18 protein-coding genes and 3 tRNA genes are annotated in these 16297 nt (G+C 59.9%); 10 read left to right on the top strand and 11 right to left on the bottom strand.

Features of this window, described 5'->3' with window-relative positions; genetic code table 11:
* Positions 1 to 66: 66 nt before the first annotated feature.
* Positions 67 to 747 (bottom strand): hypothetical protein, encoded by a 681-nt coding sequence (locus tag QM647_RS00105; RefSeq protein ID WP_414993433.1) that lies wholly within the window; start codon positions 745 to 747, stop codon positions 67 to 69.
* 212 nt (positions 748 to 959) lie between these two features.
* On the opposite strand from QM647_RS00105, the gene QM647_RS00100 reads away from it, so the two are divergent.
* On the top strand, positions 960 to 2297 hold the full coding sequence (locus tag QM647_RS00100) for a glycoside hydrolase family 27 protein (protein WP_414993432.1): 1338 nt from the start codon (positions 960 to 962) through the stop codon (positions 2295 to 2297).
* A gap of 48 nt (positions 2298 to 2345) precedes the next feature.
* On the opposite strand, the gene QM647_RS00095 is transcribed toward QM647_RS00100, so the two are convergent.
* Complete coding sequence (locus tag QM647_RS00095; RefSeq protein ID WP_414993431.1) at positions 2346 to 2663, bottom strand: hypothetical protein; 318 nt, start codon at positions 2661 to 2663, stop codon at positions 2346 to 2348.
* Positions 2664 to 2905: 242 nt separating this feature from the next.
* On the opposite strand from QM647_RS00095, the gene QM647_RS00090 reads away from it, so the two are divergent.
* Positions 2906 to 3070 (top strand): hypothetical protein, encoded by a 165-nt coding sequence (locus QM647_RS00090; RefSeq protein WP_414993430.1) that lies wholly within the window; start codon positions 2906 to 2908, stop codon positions 3068 to 3070.
* 79 nt (positions 3071 to 3149) lie between these two features.
* The gene (locus tag QM647_RS00085) at positions 3150 to 3428 is read left to right on the top strand and encodes a hypothetical protein (RefSeq protein ID WP_414993429.1); all 279 of its coding nucleotides are present in this window, start codon (positions 3150 to 3152) and stop codon (positions 3426 to 3428) included.
* Between the two features lies 1 nt (position 3429).
* On the opposite strand, the gene QM647_RS00080 is transcribed toward QM647_RS00085, so the two are convergent.
* The 4 genes from QM647_RS00080 to QM647_RS00065 all read right to left on the bottom strand — a co-directional run bounded on the left by QM647_RS00080 (position 3430) and on the right by QM647_RS00065 (position 4143).
* Positions 3430 to 3503, bottom strand: a tRNA-Gln gene (locus tag QM647_RS00080).
* 45 nt (positions 3504 to 3548) lie between these two features.
* Positions 3549 to 3622: transfer RNA gene (locus QM647_RS00075), tRNA-Trp, on the bottom strand.
* A 128-nt stretch (positions 3623 to 3750) separates the two neighbouring features.
* Positions 3751 to 3951, bottom strand: a complete 201-nt coding sequence (locus tag QM647_RS00070; RefSeq protein ID WP_414993428.1) for a hypothetical protein — start codon at positions 3949 to 3951, stop codon at positions 3751 to 3753.
* A 102-nt stretch (positions 3952 to 4053) separates the two neighbouring features.
* A tRNA-Ser gene (locus QM647_RS00065) sits at positions 4054 to 4143 on the bottom strand.
* Positions 4144 to 4299: 156 nt separating this feature from the next.
* Between QM647_RS00065 and msrA the strand changes: the two genes are divergently transcribed.
* Entirely contained in the window at positions 4300 to 4929 is a 630-nt protein-coding gene (gene msrA, locus QM647_RS00060; protein ID WP_414993427.1) for a peptide-methionine (S)-S-oxide reductase MsrA, read from the top strand.
* A 79-nt stretch (positions 4930 to 5008) separates the two neighbouring features.
* Complete coding sequence (locus tag QM647_RS00055) at positions 5009 to 6169, top strand: DUF3667 domain-containing protein (RefSeq protein ID WP_414993426.1); 1161 nt, start codon at positions 5009 to 5011, stop codon at positions 6167 to 6169.
* On the opposite strand, the gene QM647_RS00050 is transcribed toward QM647_RS00055, so the two are convergent.
* Positions 6156 to 6947 carry an NAD(P)H-hydrate dehydratase gene (locus QM647_RS00050; RefSeq protein ID WP_414993425.1) on the bottom strand — a complete coding sequence of 264 codons (792 nt, stop codon included), beginning with the start codon at positions 6945 to 6947 and terminating at the stop codon, positions 6156 to 6158. The genes QM647_RS00055 and QM647_RS00050 overlap by 14 nt on opposite strands.
* A gap of 26 nt (positions 6948 to 6973) precedes the next feature.
* Positions 6974 to 7435 carry a hypothetical protein gene (locus QM647_RS00045; RefSeq protein WP_414993424.1) on the bottom strand — a complete coding sequence of 154 codons (462 nt, stop codon included), beginning with the start codon at positions 7433 to 7435 and terminating at the stop codon, positions 6974 to 6976.
* A gap of 56 nt (positions 7436 to 7491) precedes the next feature.
* On the opposite strand from QM647_RS00045, the gene dctA reads away from it, so the two are divergent.
* From dctA to QM647_RS00030, 3 genes are all read left to right on the top strand, one after another.
* A complete protein-coding gene (gene dctA, locus QM647_RS00040; protein ID WP_414993423.1) occupies positions 7492 to 8772 on the top strand; it encodes a C4-dicarboxylate transporter DctA in 1281 nt (426 codons plus the stop codon).
* A gap of 94 nt (positions 8773 to 8866) precedes the next feature.
* Positions 8867 to 9667 carry a glycine zipper 2TM domain-containing protein gene (locus QM647_RS00035; RefSeq protein ID WP_414993422.1) on the top strand — a complete coding sequence of 267 codons (801 nt, stop codon included), beginning with the start codon at positions 8867 to 8869 and terminating at the stop codon, positions 9665 to 9667.
* 154 nt (positions 9668 to 9821) lie between these two features.
* Positions 9822 to 10985: a histidine-type phosphatase gene (locus tag QM647_RS00030; RefSeq protein ID WP_414993421.1), complete on the top strand. Its 1164-nt coding sequence runs from the start codon at positions 9822 to 9824 to the stop codon at positions 10983 to 10985.
* 5 nt (positions 10986 to 10990) lie between these two features.
* On the opposite strand, the gene QM647_RS00025 is transcribed toward QM647_RS00030, so the two are convergent.
* A complete protein-coding gene (locus tag QM647_RS00025; RefSeq protein ID WP_414993420.1) occupies positions 10991 to 11791 on the bottom strand; it encodes a hypothetical protein in 801 nt (266 codons plus the stop codon).
* 311 nt (positions 11792 to 12102) lie between these two features.
* On the opposite strand from QM647_RS00025, the gene QM647_RS00020 reads away from it, so the two are divergent.
* Positions 12103 to 12255 carry a hypothetical protein gene (locus QM647_RS00020; RefSeq protein ID WP_414993419.1) on the top strand — a complete coding sequence of 51 codons (153 nt, stop codon included), beginning with the start codon at positions 12103 to 12105 and terminating at the stop codon, positions 12253 to 12255.
* Between the two features lie 46 nt (positions 12256 to 12301).
* Here QM647_RS00020 and QM647_RS00015 read toward each other — a convergent pair whose 3' ends face one another.
* Positions 12302 to 14998, bottom strand: a complete 2697-nt coding sequence (locus QM647_RS00015; protein WP_414993418.1) for a response regulator — start codon at positions 14996 to 14998, stop codon at positions 12302 to 12304.
* Complete coding sequence (locus QM647_RS00010; protein ID WP_414993417.1) at positions 14988 to 15599, bottom strand: biliverdin-producing heme oxygenase; 612 nt, start codon at positions 15597 to 15599, stop codon at positions 14988 to 14990. The genes QM647_RS00015 and QM647_RS00010 overlap by 11 nt, the downstream gene beginning before the upstream one ends.
* Before the next feature lie 382 nt (positions 15600 to 15981).
* Between QM647_RS00010 and rpsL the strand changes: the two genes are divergently transcribed.
* Positions 15982 to 16297: 30S ribosomal protein S12 (gene rpsL / locus QM647_RS00005; RefSeq protein WP_414993416.1), on the top strand; the 316-nt coding region annotated here is incomplete at its 3' end.

Below are 16297 nucleotides of genomic sequence, written 5' to 3'. Positions count from 1 at the left end.
GATATCCTTGACATGCATGTTACGCCTCCCGGAAAGACGAGCGGGTATCCGCCCGTAAACTGGTATTCAGCGGTGGCGGCCGCGTCCCGAATGATCGCGGTCGCGCGTCCATTCGCGTGAAGGATTGCGATCCTCGTAGTCGCGTTCCGAAGTTGCGGCATAGGCACGTGGCTGGCGGGGGTCGACGTTACTATCATCCCGGCTGTAATCGCGGTCGTCATGACGCGAGGTGTGGTAACCGTAATCGTCGTCGCGGAAGCGCGAATTGCCGTAAGAGCCGCGGTCGCGATCATATTCGCTGCCGTTGCGCTGTTCGTTGCGCCAGTCGTCATTCTCGCGCCATGGATGGCTTTCGCTGGCATAGGCCGTTTCACGCCACCGGTGGTCACGCCAGTTGCTGTTGTAGCTTCGGTCATCACGCCGGCGATCATCGCCGCGATTATCGACCCGTAGATTGGCCTGCCAGCAGTTCTGCCGGTCGTTTAGTTCGTAGGGCTCACGATCGGCGCGGTTGTCGTCATAGTGTCTGCGATCACCCTCTTCGCGCCAACGGCGCCCTGAGACCTGCGAACGGTCATCAGCGGCGTGGAAGGGCTCGCCTTCATCGCGGTCGCGGCTGTCCTGTAGTGTGGCCGGATTGTGAGCCTTGTCCGTATCGTTCTGCGTTTTGACACGTGCGGCTGAGCCCTTCCTGACCTTGGTGGCGCCTTTATCCTGAGTGGTTTGCGAGGGTCCGGTGGTGGCCATGGTGACTCCTTCGGTATCCGGTGAGCGGACGAAACGTCAACGCCTTGATTTCTTGTCGTTTTTCAACAATTCATTATCGCACTCTACGCGCCCCGCCGTAAGGTTATTATGCCGATGCCGGAAAGTGGCTGTAAATTCTCCATAAAACGCTGAGGCACTGGATTTTCCGATTTAACCTGCTATTCCTCAGACAATAAGAACGGGAGTATACCATGACGATGACCGCCAATCGACGCCACCTGATGATCGGTTTGGGCGCGCTGCCAGTACTGGTGGGTTCAGCGACGCAGGCTGCGGCAGCTTCGGCCCCGATTCTGGCGCCTGCACCGCCGATGGGCTGGAACAGCTGGAACAGCTTCGCCACCACCATCAACGAAGCCCAGGCGCTGGAAACCGCGCATATCATGGCGGAAAAGCTTAAGCCGCACGGCTATGACATCTTCACCATCGATATCCAGTGGTACGATCCGGCGGCCACCAGCTACGTCTATAACGAAAAACCGGTGCCGACCCTGGATGGTTATGGCCGTCTCCTGCCGGCGCCCAACCGCTTCCCTTCGGCGGCTGAAGGCAAGGGTTTCAAGGCGATCGCCGATCAGGTCCACGCTCTGGGCATGAAATTCGGCATCCACCTGATGCGTGGCATTCCGCGTCTGGCGGTCGAGCGCAACCTGCCGGTCTTCGGCACGAAGGTCCGCGCGCAGGATATCGCCAATACGCAAAGCACCTGTCCGTGGAACCCGGATATGTACGGCGTCGATATGTCTAAGCCGGGCGCCCAGGCCTATTATGACAGTGTGTTCGCGCTCTATGCTTCGTGGGGCGTCGATTTCGTCAAGATGGACGATATGAGCCGGCCCTATGATGCCCACGCACCGGAGATCGAGGGCGCGCACGCCGCCATCGTCAAGAGCGGCCGGCCGATTATTCTCAGCCTGTCGCCCGGCGAGACGCCGGTGCCGCGCGCGGCCCACGTGCGCAAATACGCCCAGATGTGGCGGATCAGCGACGACTTCTGGGATGACTGGACCATGCTGGAAAACCAGTTCACCCGTCTGGAAAACTGGAACGAGCATCGCACGATCGGCGGCTGGCCCGATGCCGACATGTTGCCGCTCGGCCGTCTGGCCCTCGGCAATCGCGACACCAAGTTTACGCCCGATGAGCAGAAGACCCTGATGACCCTGTGGTCGATCGCGCGTTCGCCGCTCATCATGGGCGGTGATCTGCGTCACCTCGATCAGCCGACGCTCGACCTGCTGACCAATGACGAAGTGCTGGCGGTCAATCAGAAAAGCCATGACAACCAGCCGCATTTCCTGGCCGATGGTCAGCGTGTCTGGACGGCGCGGGCGGAGAATGGCGACCATTATCTGGCGCTATTCAATACGACCGACAAGCCGGCCGATCTCAGCATCGACCTGGGCCGGCTTGGTCTGAAGACGGCCAGAGTTCGCGATCTGTGGGCCAAGGCGGATATCGCTCCGGCCACCGGGCGTTTTATCGCGACCGTGCCGTCACATGGTGCAGGACTGTGGCGATTGGGCTAGAGCGTTTTCCGATCTGATTGTATCAGATTGGCGCTCAAGGAAAGTGCTCTAGGATTGGCAGCCGCGTGTGCCGAGATACAGGGTTTCGGTGAATTCAGCCGGGCCCACGGAAGCGGCCAGGGCGGCCGCCATGAAACGGGCATGGATGTCCGGGAAGGAGAGGGTGCCCAGTTCGAAACAGGCCAGGTTGGTCCGGACGAAAAGCCCCAGTTGAAAGACATCGGCATCCTCGCGTCGACGCATGCGCAGGGCCACCAGTTCGATCATATCCAGGGAAATATCCTCATTACGGTCTTCCAGCCGGAAGGCCAGCAGGAACGCGGCCATCTGCGCCTTGATAATCTGGATGTCGTCCGTAATGATCATGACTGCCTCCTGTTTTCCATCCCATGGTGGCAGGGGGCGCATCAACAAACCATGCGTTTTCCGGATGAGAATTATGAGCGGGGCATATCCCATCGTCAGGCTGTGAGAAAACGCAAGCTCAGTTAACGAACTCGGCCCTTAGTTGCGATGTGTAACCTCTCTACGCATTCTGCAAATTATTCAGCCTTTGATTTGCCTTACCTGCAGGACAAGATCGTTCTTTACCTGTGTGGCGTTGTTTCATGTTTTTTCTCTGGTATTGCTTCGATGACCATCTGGCGGCTTTGCTGCGTATCCCACAGCTCGGAGATGTGCCCTGGTGGTGCATACTGATGCTTAATCTGGCGGTCATGCCCCTGACTGGCTCCTTGACCCGGTCTTTGCGTATGGAACAGATCTTCACATGAGGCCCTGCCGGTTTTAACCCAGCCTTCAGTGTTAGGGTCGCATACAGGGGGTAGGGCAAACCTTCAGAGATTCGCCGGCATGCATGACCGCCTGACACGTATAGATGAAATCACCGAAGCGCTGGCGGGCTCGTCTGCAGTGCTTGCCGGTCGTGTCACGACTGCGGAAATCGCTGTTGATTCTGCTGTGATCGATCTTCTGTTCGAGAAGCTGTCAGCCATTAATATTTCCAGGAGTGCATGCGCGGACACGTCGTTCGAGTCACGCGAATATAACGAGCTGCTGATGATGGGCGCCGAAGTCAGGGCCGCCATCCAGGGATTTGAAGACAAGTACAAGTTAAGCCTGATGGCTTAGTTGGTTCAGCCTCGTGGGTTCGAACCACGCTCCCCTGAGTCAAAGTCAGGTATCCTACCGCTAGACGAAGGCTGAATGGCTGGACCGGCGAGGCTTGAACCTGCAGTGGTCAGGCGAATTTGGCGGGGGAGCGCAGAATCGAACTGCGATAAATGGTTTTGGAGACCAGTGCTCTACCGTTGAGCTACACCCTCTGATGGGCGCAGCGAGGCACCCCAGAATTAGCTATTCTGGTTCTGCTGCCAATTAACGGGATGAATAATCTTGCACATGGCGGCCGTATGCCTGCGTTTATGCGGGAGGTCAATAGCGGTAACCTGGTCTATCTCTGGGACAGATCGAGCAGCGTCTCGAAACTGGTATCGCCTGCCAGTGCGGCGCGGATCATCTCGGCGATATCGTCGGCGGCCTGCGCGGGGTCCAGCTCGCCCTTTGCCACCCTGGTTGTGATGGTGTTTGCAAAAGTGTTGATCCTGGGGATCAGGTTCTCTGCACTTTCAATACCGCCAATAGCTTCTTGCATGTCAGCCTCCTGAGGCAAACCACAGTCTCATGCTTTTTTAAAGGAGGCAATTACCGCCTGCTTATGATGCTGAGGCAGCCATGGTGTGGCATTTTACAGGAATGGCGGACAGAGAGGGATTCGAACCCTCGGTACGCTTGCACGTACACACGCTTTCCAAGCGTGCGCGATCGACCACTCCGCCATCTGTCCATCCATCAAGTCGCACCGGGTCGGCAGTGCGCGGAAGGCGGCCTTTATACCCATGCCGCGCGAATGAGCAAGGGGAGTTTGCCTCTTACCACCGCTTTTTTTGTAACTATATTGGCGGCAAGCGCGTATATTCGGCGCAACGAAAAGGAAAACAACATGTTCGGCCTTAAATCCCAGATGATTTCCGCCAACCAGGCCCTGCCGGGCCGCAATGAGCCCATCCCGACCGAGGAAACCCACTTCGTGCTGCATACGCCGCTGAAGGGGCCTTATCCGGCCGGCATGGAAACGGTTGTCCTCGCCATGGGCTGTTTCTGGGGCGTCGAGCGCAAGTTCTGGCAGCAGGACGGCGTCTACGTCACCGCCGCCGGCTATATCGGCGGCTATACGCCCAACCCGACCTACAAGGAGGTCTGCACCGGCCAGACCGGTCATACCGAAGGCGTACTCGTCGTCTATGATCCGAAAAAGATCAGCTTCCAGCAACTGTTGAAGGTTTTCTGGGAAAATCATGACCCGACTCAAGGTTATCGTCAGGGCAACGATATCGGTACGCAGTACCGCTCGGCCATTTTCGCCAGGACGGATGAGCAGTACGATGCAGCTGTCACCAGCAAGGCCGCCTTCCAGAAGACGCTGACCGCCATGGGCAAGGGACTGATCACCACCGAGATCATGCCGGATGCGCCCTTCTACTTCGCGGAAGGCTATCATCAGGGCTATCTGGCCAAGAATCCGGAAGGCTATTGCGGCCTCAAGGGTACAGGGGCGGTCTGCGCCATCTGATCTCTGCTGAAACCGCTTTACAAAATGCCCGCCGCACCTAATCCTTGCGGCGGGCATCTTTTTACCGGGGGCGTGGAGCGTGAAAGAGGTTGAACTGCTGACTCTGGACGGGCTGGGCTCGTTTTTCGGCAGGCACAAGGCATTTGTGCCGGAACCGGGGCAAAAGTGCCTGAATTGCGAGACGGAACTCAAGGGCCGTTATTGCTTTTCCTGCGGTCAGGACGCCAGCAATCACCACCGCCATATCCTGCATATGATCGTCGATTCCGTCGAAAGCCTGTTCCATCTCGATGGCCGCCTGTGGCGCACCCTGCCGCCGCTGTTTTTCCGGCCGGGTACCCTGGCGAGGGACTATATGACGGGGCGGCTGGCGCGCCATGTGCCGCCTTTCCGTACCTTTCTGGTGGCGTTGCTGATCTTTATCTTCGTTTCAGAGGGGCTGACACACCATCTGGCCAAGGAAATCGAGCATAAGACCGACGAATATGCGCAAGCCCTGCATAATCCCGCAGCGGTAAAAACGCACGGTGAGGCATTGCTGAAGAAGGCGGCGCGTGACTATGCCGAGGCGACCGCGACCCTGCAAAAGAAGCAGTCGACGGACCTGAAAGCGGCGAAAACCGAGGCTGACCGGCAGGCGATCGAGGCCAATTACGCAAAACGGCAGGGAGCGGCGAAAGCGGAATATGACGCAATCGCCGCCGATCCCATCAAGGCTGCGATCGAGGATCTGGAACTGAAGTCCAGGGGCATGGCGGTGCTGGATGACGAGGAGGAAGCCGTTACCGCCCTGGGTCACGAGGCAAGCGGTGAGGGCTCCCTTCAGGCGAAGATCAACAAGGCCTTGAAGAATCCCGAAGCCCTGATGCTGACCATGTTTGGCTGGGGGCATCGGCTGGCCGTATTGCTCCTGCCGCTGATGACACTGGTGCTGGGTATGCTGTATTTTTACCGCCGCCAGTTCTTTCTGTTCGACCACTTCCTGGTGGCGTGCAACCTGATGTCCTTTATCTTCTTTACCAATGCCCTTGTGCTGGCCCTGCCGAACAATCTGATGAGTTTTGGTTTTCTGGTGCTGACGATCTGGACACCGATCAACATCTTCATGACCCTGCGCGGCGCCTATGGTTCCGGCATTTTCGGCGCCATTATCAAGACGCTGCTGTTGTGGTTGACCACCACGGTCAGTTTTGCCGTGCTGGTGACGAGCATTTTCCTGGTGTCGGTCAACGGCTTCTGAGGTCGGCCAGAACCTTGGGCAGGATTTCACTGAGATCTTCCGAGATCAGGCCCGGACCGAACCGGCGGGCGCATTCGGCATGTAGCCAGGTGGCGGCGCAGGCAGCTTCGAACACCGGCATGCCCTGCGCCATCAGTCCGCCAGCGAAACCAGCCAAAACATCGCCGGAACCGGCGGTGGCAAGGGTTGGCGGCGCGTCGCGATTGATTACGAGGCGGCCGTCCGGCGCGGCGATGACCGTATCGCGGCCTTTCAGAAGCACGACGGCGCCGCTGGTTTGGGCGGCGTTTTGAGCGGCGGTTTCGCGATTTCCGATCGGACCGAACAGCCTTGTGAATTCGCCTTCGTGCGGCGTGAGCAGAACGGGGGAGCGGATAGCCTGAAAAAGCTCGGCCGGATCATCCCTGAAAACGGTCAGGGCGTCGGCATCGAGCACGCAGGCCTTGCCCGCCTTAAGCGCGGCCAGCACAAGCGCTTGGGTGCGCTCATTAACGCCCGCCGCCGGCCCCATGATCAGGCTGGTGACGCGCGGATCGCCGATCAGCACGGCAAAGGCGGCCTCGTCCTTCACCGGCTTGGTCATGACGGCCTCCAGCGCCGTGGCATAGACGATCAGGCTCGACGGATCGCAGGCCACCGAAACCAACCCCGCGCCGATACGCAGGGCCGCCCGCGCCGCCAGCCGGGCCGCCCCGGTCGAGGCCACAGGCCCGCCCAGCACGATACAATGGCCGCGGTCATACTTGCTGCCGTGGGCTTTTAAAGCCGGCAGCCTCATTAGCCAGAGATCGGGAGTGTTGTCGATTATAGAAATGGCAGGGTCTCCTCCAGTGTGGCCATATCAACCGCGCTGTATCTCGGCGCCAGTCCGGCACGGAGACGCATCCAGTCCTCCATGATCGCCGCCTGCTGCTCATAGCCGTAATCCAGGTAGTCACGGCCGTCGATACGGTAATGGTAATGTCCGCGTTCGCGCTGGATATAGGACCACAGGGTCATGCCGGTTTCGTATTGCCAGACATGGACCAGCTCATGCGCCAGCAGGCTCATGGCGAGCGGATTGTCGCTGAAATCCGGCAGGAGGCGTGGCCAGAAAATCCGCCGCCCGCGCACCACGATCTGCGGCCCGCGCCCGATCCCTTGCGCCAGCCAGGAGACCCAGTGATGAGCGTTCACCAGCCGCACCTCGGCCACCGGCAGTCGCGACAGCAGGCCAGCTGGCAAGGCGTTCATTTCAGTCAAGGTCAGTCGGCGTATTTCGCGCATTGTGATCCAGCCTAACCGCTTATAGACTGTCCGCCAATGACAAACAGGGGCGGCTTATGGCAGCGACACGGAAACCCTTCTACTCCCATCTCTATGTGCAGGTGCTGTTCGGTGTGGCGATCGGTGCGGCCATTGGCCTGATCTGGCCCGAGGTGGCCGCGCAGCCCTGGGTCAAGGCGCTTGGCGACGGCTTCGTCAAGCTGATCAAGATGACTATCGCCGTGCTGATTTTCTGCACGGTGGTCTCCGGTATCGGCCAGGTCAATGAGGCGAAGCAGGTCGGGCGCGTCGGCGTCAAGGCCATCGCCTATTTCGAGGTGATCTCGACCCTGGCGCTCATTCTGGGCCTGATCGTCGCCAATGTGGTGCGTCCGGGCGCCGGTATGCACGCCGCCGGCAATGCCGCGGCCGTGGCGAAATTCGTGGCGCCGGAAACCCATGAAACCCTGGTCGACTTCTTTCTTCACCTGATCCCGGACACCTTCCTGAGCGGCTTTGCCGAGGGCAATATCCTGCAGGTGCTGCTGGTCGCCATCCTGACCGGCTTCGCGCTCCAGCGCATCGGCCCGCCGGTGCAGGAAATCCGCAACCTGATTGATCAGGGGGCGAAGATCATTTTCGACATCATCACCCTGATCATGAAACTGGCGCCCGTCGGTGCCGGCGCGGCCATGGCCTATACGCTGGGTAAGTTCGGTGCAGCGGCTCTGGGTTCGCTGCTGATGCTGATCGGCACCTTCTATCTGACGTCCATCCTGTTTGTCGTGGTCGTGCTGGGGGCGGTCGCTTGGCTATGCGGCTTCTCGATCCTGCGCTTCGTCGCCTATATCAAGGACGAACTGCTGATCATCCTTGGCACCTCGTCCTCGGAAAGCGCCCTGCCGAACCTGATGCGCAAGATGGAGGCGCTCGGCTGCTCGAAACCGGTGGTGGGGCTGGTGATCCCGACCGGCTATTCCTTCAATCTCGACGGCACTAATATCTATATGACCCTGGCCTCGCTGTTTATTGCTCAGGCCCTGGGTTTTGAACTGAGCCTGATGCAGCAACTGACCCTGGTGGGCGTGGCCATGCTGACCTCGAAGGGCGCATCGGGCGTGACCGGCGCGGGTTTCATCACGCTGGGGGCGACGCTCGCCGTGGTCAATCCGGCCCTGGTGCCCGGCATGGCCATCGTGCTCGGCATCGACAAGTTCATGAGCGAATGCCGCGCCCTGACCAATTTCGTAGGGAATGGCGTGGCCTGCGTGGTGGTCTCGCGCTGGGAAGGCGAACTGGACAAGGCGGCGCTGAAAGCGGGCCTGCATCGTAACGCGCTGGAAGTTCCTGCGGAATAAGCGAATTCCCGCCGCAAGCGCGCCTTATTGCATACTTATACTCCGAGGTTCAGGCTGGCAGGCAAAGGCTTTGCGCCTGGAGGAGAACCTTGAGATGACTCAGCATAAAAAATATCTGGCGCCCTCGCTGGCCGTGCTCGGCCTGATGGCGGCCACCCTGGCCACGCCGTTTGCGGCGCATGCCCAGTATGACACCAAGTCCTATGACGGCTACTGCTACGCCAAGAAGGACAATGCCGGCACCAATGGCGCAGTGATCGGCGCCGTGGTCGGCGGCCTGGCCGGCAGCCAGGTTTCGAAGCATGAACGCGGCCTTGGCACGGTTGGCGGCGCGGTCATCGGTGGCGTAATCGGCAACCAGGTCGGCAAGTCGTCAGTGAAATGCTATAATGGCGCCTATTATGCCTATCGCCAGGGCCAGTACTATGCCCCGCCGGCCGCGCCGGATGGCTATCAGGTGCTGTACTTCCGCGATCGCCCGCAGAGCGGCTATTACGACAATGTCTATTATGACGCGCCGTCGGGTAATAACGCCTATAGCCGCGCCGATGACAGCCGCTATGATCCGGCCTACAGCGACAACAGCGACTATCAGAGCCGCCCATCCGACTCGGGTTATGACAATACGGCACCCCTGCCTCCGGCTCGCCCTTATGCCGATAGCCGTTCTGATTCCCGCTATGGCTCGGACCAGCCGGCACGGCCCGATGAAGGCTGGCGTGACGACCAGGGCCAGTGGCACTATGGCCGTCCGCGCGCCGTGGGCTGGCAGGACGATGACGGCCACTGGCATATCGGCCAGGTGGTCGCCTATGGCTGGCGCGACCGCGATGGCGGCTGGCATGAGGAATCGTCCAGCTATTCGAGCAGCAGCTATTCCAGCTCGGGGTACTAGCTTCAGACGGACACAAGACATGAAAGCGGATGGCAGGGATGCCATCCGCTTTTTCTTTTCATCGGCGACGACACAGGCGGACCAAATGGGTTTTCTGTCGTCAATCTGTCATATGGTGCGAGTAACAGGCGGGTATGTTTTTGTGAGGTATTCCATGTCGAAATCGTGCTTGCTCGCCGCCGCTCTTTGTCTGGGGATGACTGTCCCCACTTTTGCCGGTGCACAGGAGACGCTCGAACATGTTGTTGTGATTATGCGTCATGGCGTGCGCCCGCCTACGAAAGACCAGCCGCTGCCGCCGGTCTATACGTCGCAGGCATGGCCGAAATGGGATGTGCCGGCAGGCTGGCTGACCGCTCATGGTGAAAAGGCGATCAACAGGCTGGGGGCGTTTGATCGCCAGAGCTATGGTTCGCTGCTGGGTAATGCTTGCCCGGAGAAGGGGCGTGTGCGCGTGGTGGCCGATACCGACCAGCGGACGCTGAAAACAGCCTCGGCCTATGCCGATACCCTGTTGCCAGGCTGTGCCGTGACGGTTGAAAACGCCGGCGATGGGCAGGTTGATGCACGTTTCTCGCCGTTTGAGGGCACGGCCAAAATGATGCCGGGTGAAGCGGAGAAGGCAGCTCAGGATGCCTTGCCCACCGGTGGATTGGCACGGCTTGATGCCGACAACCACACCCGTCTGGCACTCCTGACCCGCATGTTGGATTGTCACGCCGCGGCCTGTGACCTGACCGCCCAGCCGACGCGCTTTGCCGACAAGGAAGGCCGGGTGAAGATTGCCGGCGGGCTCGATACCGCTTCGACCCTGGCCCAGATTCTGCTGCTGGAATATACCGATGGCAAGCCGATGGATCAGGTCGGCTGGGGCAAGGTGACACCGGCGCAAATCGCCGATCTGTCGGTGCTTCATGCGTTGGAATTCAATACGATTGCGCGGCCGAAGGCGATTGCGCGCTTCGGCGCCAAGCCCTTGCTGGACGAAGTGAAGGCCGGCCTTTTCGGTAATGGAGCCGTCTATACGGTGCTGGTCGGGCACGACACTAATATCGCCCAGGTGGCTGGCGCATTGGACATCAATTTCCAGGCGCCCGGCCTGGCGCAGAATGACCCGGCGCCAGGTGGCGCGCTGATCTTCGAAAAGTGGCGCGATGCCAGCGGCGCCGAGACGGTGCGTGTGCGTTATCGTGCCCAGTCCCTGGAAGAAATCCGCAATCTGACGGATCTGGCGGCCGGAGATACGGCCCCAGTGACTATTCCCGCCTGTGGGGGTGAAAGCTGTGAGGCGGCCGCCTTCCAGGCGCTGATACCCTAGCACTTCTAATAATTATCGCGCAGCTTGCCGCCCAGGGCAGCGGAGACCGAAGCGATAAAGGCGCCGATGAGCAGCGAAAGGGTTAAGGCCGTATGGAACGCGACCATGGCCTTTCGTGTGGTTTCCGCCGTTGCCAGGGCCTTGCTTCTGGCGGTATCGATCTGTGTCAGGGTGCCGCTGACCCTTTGTTCGGCCGCGTCCTGAGACAGGCCCGTGCGGGTAACGACCTGACTTACCAGATAGGCCCTGTCCGCAGGCGAGACGACACCTTCCCTGGCGCCCTTTGCGAGAATGCGCGCCGTTTCCGCCGTGGCTTCCGGAGCCGTAGCGATGATTGGTGTGCTGCTGCGGTAGAGGCTGTCGGCATAATAGGGCATATCGTCTGCCACCTCGACACCCGTCTTGACCACGGTGGTCGCCACGCAAAGAGCAACACCCAGGGTCAGCAGGGTTGCCACCGCCCAGGCCAGGAAGCCGTGGGCGGTATCACGGAAAAATACCTCGTCACTGTGAGTATCGGCCCATTTCACCCGCAGGCGTCCGGCAATGTAACCGCCTACACCGGACGATATCCATTGCATGATGACCAGCCAGATAGCCATGCCGGCTGAGAAGGTGATGAGGCTGGCGCCGGGGTTATAGGCATTGGTGGAGGCAAAACCGAGGGCCGAACCCAGGGGCAGCAGCAGGGCGGATATGGCGGCCGCGGCGGCAGCGCCACCCAGTATGGAGGCCCAGTGGATGCCGGATTGGGAAGATTCCATATTCGGGCCATCGGTCGGTGCGATCGGATCGGGAAGTGCCATGATCTGCCTCCCTTAGCGAAACAAAAGGGCCAGGATGATGATGACGGGGATCGGCACCCCCAGAAGCCATAATAAAATACCTCTAGCCATCGGAACCTCCCATTATTGACTGTCATTCAGGGATAGGTGAGGGGACGTCGGGGTGAAATGCCGTAATGGCAAGTAAAGTGTAATGAAGTCATAAGCTTGCTTGGAGCGGATTTATTTTCCGCTTATGGACGGGGCGGGGAATCGTCTGCCAAACTTACAGTTTCCGCGCGCATGATAATGCCAAGAGGTCAGAAGCCTCACGCGTTGAAAGGTAGATGTTCATGTGGTCCCCACGCCATTTCGCCAATGCCCGCCCGGCTGGTGTTCTGTTTCTGCAAAATCTGTTTGTTGAGCAAAAGCCGGCGAATGTCATAGATAATCTGGCCGCCGTCGCTCTGCCTCTGCGACGTTTGAGCCGGCCGGTGAACAGCTGAAATTCTGGACGCCACGATAATCCCGGAATCGAAGCAGGCCTGATGACTATTCGGCGACCTTCGGGTCGAGATATTTGCTGACCACATGTTCGAGCTGGGCGGGTGTAAACGGCTTGGCCAGATAATCGTCCATACCGGCATCTAGGCACTTTTGCCGGTCGCCAGCCAGGGCGTTGGCCGTGACGCCCACGACCGGCATGTCGGGCAGGTCACCAGTCTTTTGCGCCGCGCGGATGCGCCGTGTGGCTTCGAAACCATCCATTTCCGGCATCTGTACATCCATCAGGACCAGATCGAATTTGTGAGAATCGAGGGCGTCCAGCGCCTCTTGACCATTGCGCGCCACGGTGACCGCATAGCCCTGGTCTTCCAGCATGGCGACGGCAACCACCACATTGCCTTCATAGTCTTCCGCCAACAGGATGCGGCCACGGGCATCCGTCTTTGTCGAATGGCCTGAAGCCCCGGCGTCATTGGCGGCCTCGATGGCCGGCGCCGGCTGGAATTCCATCGGCAGGGCCACGGTAAAGCGGCTGCCGAGGCCTTCGCGACTGGAGACGCTGATCGTCCCCCCCATCAGTTCGGTGAGCTGCCGGGTGATGGCCAGGCCCAGGCCCGTGCCGCCAAAGCGACGCGAAATGCTGGGGTCAGCCTGGACGAACTTGTCGAAGATGCGCTCTGCCTGACCGTGGGACATGCCGATACCGGAATCGGCGACATCGATCAGGACCAGCCGTTGATTGTCGTCGCGGGGCTCAGTGCGGACGATGATATTGACGAAGCCCTCGTCGGTAAATTTGACGGCATTGCTGACGAGATTGGTCAGCACCTGCTGCAGCCGCATCGCGTCTCCGCGCGCATGCAGTTCCTGGCGCGGCGGGCACTTGATGTTCAGCATCAGGTCCTTTTCGGCGGCGCGTATACTCATGATCGAACCCACCTCGGAGACGATGTCGGCAATGTTCATCGGCGCCGATTCCAGCACCAGTTCATGGCTCTCGATCTTGGCATAGTCGAGCAGGTCATTGATCAGATTGAGCAGCGAATCCGAGGACAGGCGCAGCACGCCCAGCAGTTTCTTCTGCTTGTCGTCCAGCGGGGTGCCGCGATCGAGCAGGCTGACAATGCCGACGATGGCGTTCATCGGCGTGCGCAGTTCATGGCTCATATTGGCCAGGAATTCGCTTTTGGCGACATTGGCGTGTTCGGCCGACAGGCGCTCGCCTTCGAGCACGACCTGCACAATGTTCTGCGCGGTCTCCACGTCGTCGCGCGTCCATGGCCGGCAGCGGTGCTGGACCGTTTCCTTCCACAGCTCGAAGGAGGCGCGCGGCATCAGGCGGTAACCGGCCTTGGTCTTTTCCGGCGTCTTTTCTGGTGTGCCGGCCCAGTTGACCTGCTGCTGTTCGGAGCCGCGGAACCAGATGATGTAGTCTTTCTTGGCCACGCTGATCGGGGCCGCCAGGAAACCGCCCTTGAGGTGACACAGGTCCGGATCGGCGGCACAGGCCTGATCGGCTTCCTGGGTGTGATAGATGCCGCTGGTCTGGGCCTGTATCCAGTCCGCCAGGCGGTGAATCGTCTCCTCGCGCGGTGTTTCGCCAAAGCGCAGCAGGCGCTTGCGGGTCATCACCGCCATACCGGTGGCATTGAGGGCGCTGAGCGCCAGGGTCTGGCGGCCCTTCAGCAGTTCTTCGAGATTGAAGTCTGTCTTGAGGCCGGCGGTCAGGCGCTCGACGATCAGGTTGCGCTTTTCCTGCTCATGCCGGTCACGCAGGCCTTCCAGCGACGACAGCTGTGCCGAGAAAATGTGGCCCATGATCTCGGAGACCATGCGCACACGATAGGGCACGTGATAGCCGACATTGTGGTGGCAGGCGACAAGCCCCCACAGCTTGCCATCCTGGATGATCGATACCGACATCGAGGCGGCTACGCCCATATTGGCCAGGTACTGGACATGGACCGGCGAAACGCTGCGCAGGACGCTTAAGCTCATATCGAGCGGCCGTTCGGTATCGGGATGCACCGGCGGGATAATTGGCACCGGGGCGTAGCTCACATCCGCGATCTGGCGGATATAGTTCGTCATGTAGAGCTTGCGCGCCTGCTCCGGAATATCCGAGGCCGGGAAGTGCAGGCCGCGATAGCTCGGCATGTATTCGGCCTTGTTCTCGCCGACGACCTCGCCATTCCAGTTTTCATCGAACTTGTAGAGCTTGACGCGGTCGAAGCCGGTGATGTCGCGGATCTTCTGGGTGACGAAGTCGTAGAGGTCGGGCAGGGTGGTGGCGTTGCGCAGGCCGACGGCAAAATCGCGCAGTTCGTCGTAGAAGAAGTCGCGCACCAGAGATTTCTTATCGTCGACGATTTCCAGCTCGACCACGATATTGTCGTCGACACGGTGCGCCACGGCGTCGAACCACAGGTCGTCGATCTTGATGATGGTGGACTGGATCGGCATCAGGCTGCGCTCGACCACGATATGGCGAATCTGCTCGGCCTGTTCGCGGCCGATGATATCGCCCAGTGTACGGTTCAGCACCGCCTCGACACTCAGCTGCGGCAGCCAGCGCCCGACATTCTCAGACACCTGTATGACGCGGTGGTCATCGCCTTCCAGAACGAACAGCATGCCGTAAGGCTGAATCGAGCCGGGAATATGGATCGGTTCCTTGGCGCATTCCTTGAGCGCGTCTTCCAGTTCGGCCTCGGTCAGCTCTGTGCGCGGGTCAAGCTTCATGGCGCGCCGTCCGGGCGAGGGGGCTGCCCGCCTGCTTCAGGTCGAACAGGGAATCGCAAAACCAGGCGATGGTCTCGAAGGCGCGCCGGGCGCTGGTCAGCACTTCCTCGGGATTGAGGGCGTCGCCGAGCGTTTCGATATAGGTGGTGAAGGTCTTCCAGTGCGGGCCGTTATCGTGGCCGTAGCCGGCGAAGAACCACTGGTCGAGGCGCGGAATCAGGCCGAGCTGGCGTTCCAGATGCTTGCTTATGACGTGGCCGCCGAGGGTCGAGCCCTGTTTGGTGTAGAGATAGCCGGCCAGTTTCGAGCGCGTATCGATGGGGGGGTGCACAAAGGCGATATGGCGCGCGCAGCTTTCCAGCCGGTGCTGGGCCAGGTCGCTGCCGAGCCAGGTCAGAACGGGGGCATTGGGCACGTCTTCCGGCCAGCCGGCCAGGCAGGCGGTCTCGGCATGGGTGTAATAGGCTTCGAAGGCCAGCAGGATATGATGGAAGTCCGTAAGGGTAAGGGACGTGTCGGACAGGCCATTCAGCAGGGGATGCGTATGAAGGGCCTCGTGCTGCAGGCGGGTATGGGTACGTAAGGCTTCGATAAGACGCATGGCTGGAGGCTTGATATGGAGCAGGTGTTCTTATCCGGTAATTTTTATAAAGAGAAAATAATGAAAGTCGAAATAGCCAGCCTATGGCAGGCGCTTTAAGGAAAATTGTGAATCGCCTTGACCTTCAGGTGCGCTTCCTCTATAGCCCGCGGATCATTTTTGAGGTGCGCCGTTAAAAGCGCGTCCCGAACCGAAGATATGCAGGGGCTGTGTCCCCGCCGTAACCTCCAAAGCGCAGGTTGCGGCTTTTGCGTTTGTTCGGAAAGGCCTCCGGAATACAAGCCGCTTCCGCCCTATCACGTTTTTGGGGGGAAGCTTCTGAAAACCATGATCGCTTCGGCCAAACGGCACAGGTCATACATAAAGAAAGCCATCGCCTACGATGCCTACAATTAACCAGCTCCTCCGCAAGCCGCGCCATCCGAAGCCGGTTCGCAACAAGGTCCCGGCCCTGAAGGGCTGCCCGCAACGCCGCGGCGTCTGCACCCGCGTCTACACGACGACCCCGAAGAAGCCGAACTCCGCTCTGCGTAAGGTTGCCAAGGTGCGCCTGACCTCGCAGATCGAAGCCGTGTGCTACATCCCGGGTGAAGGCCACAACCTGCAGGAACACTCCGTTGTTCTGATCCGCGGCGGCCGCGTTAAGGACCTTCCGGGCGTCCGTTACCACATCCTGCGCGGCGTGCTCGACACGCAAG

It is taken from the genome of Asticcacaulis sp. (genome assembly GCF_047605585.1).
Lineage (GTDB): Bacteria > Pseudomonadota > Alphaproteobacteria > Caulobacterales > Caulobacteraceae > Asticcacaulis.
This window is presented reverse-complemented; position numbering and strand designations above follow the sequence as displayed.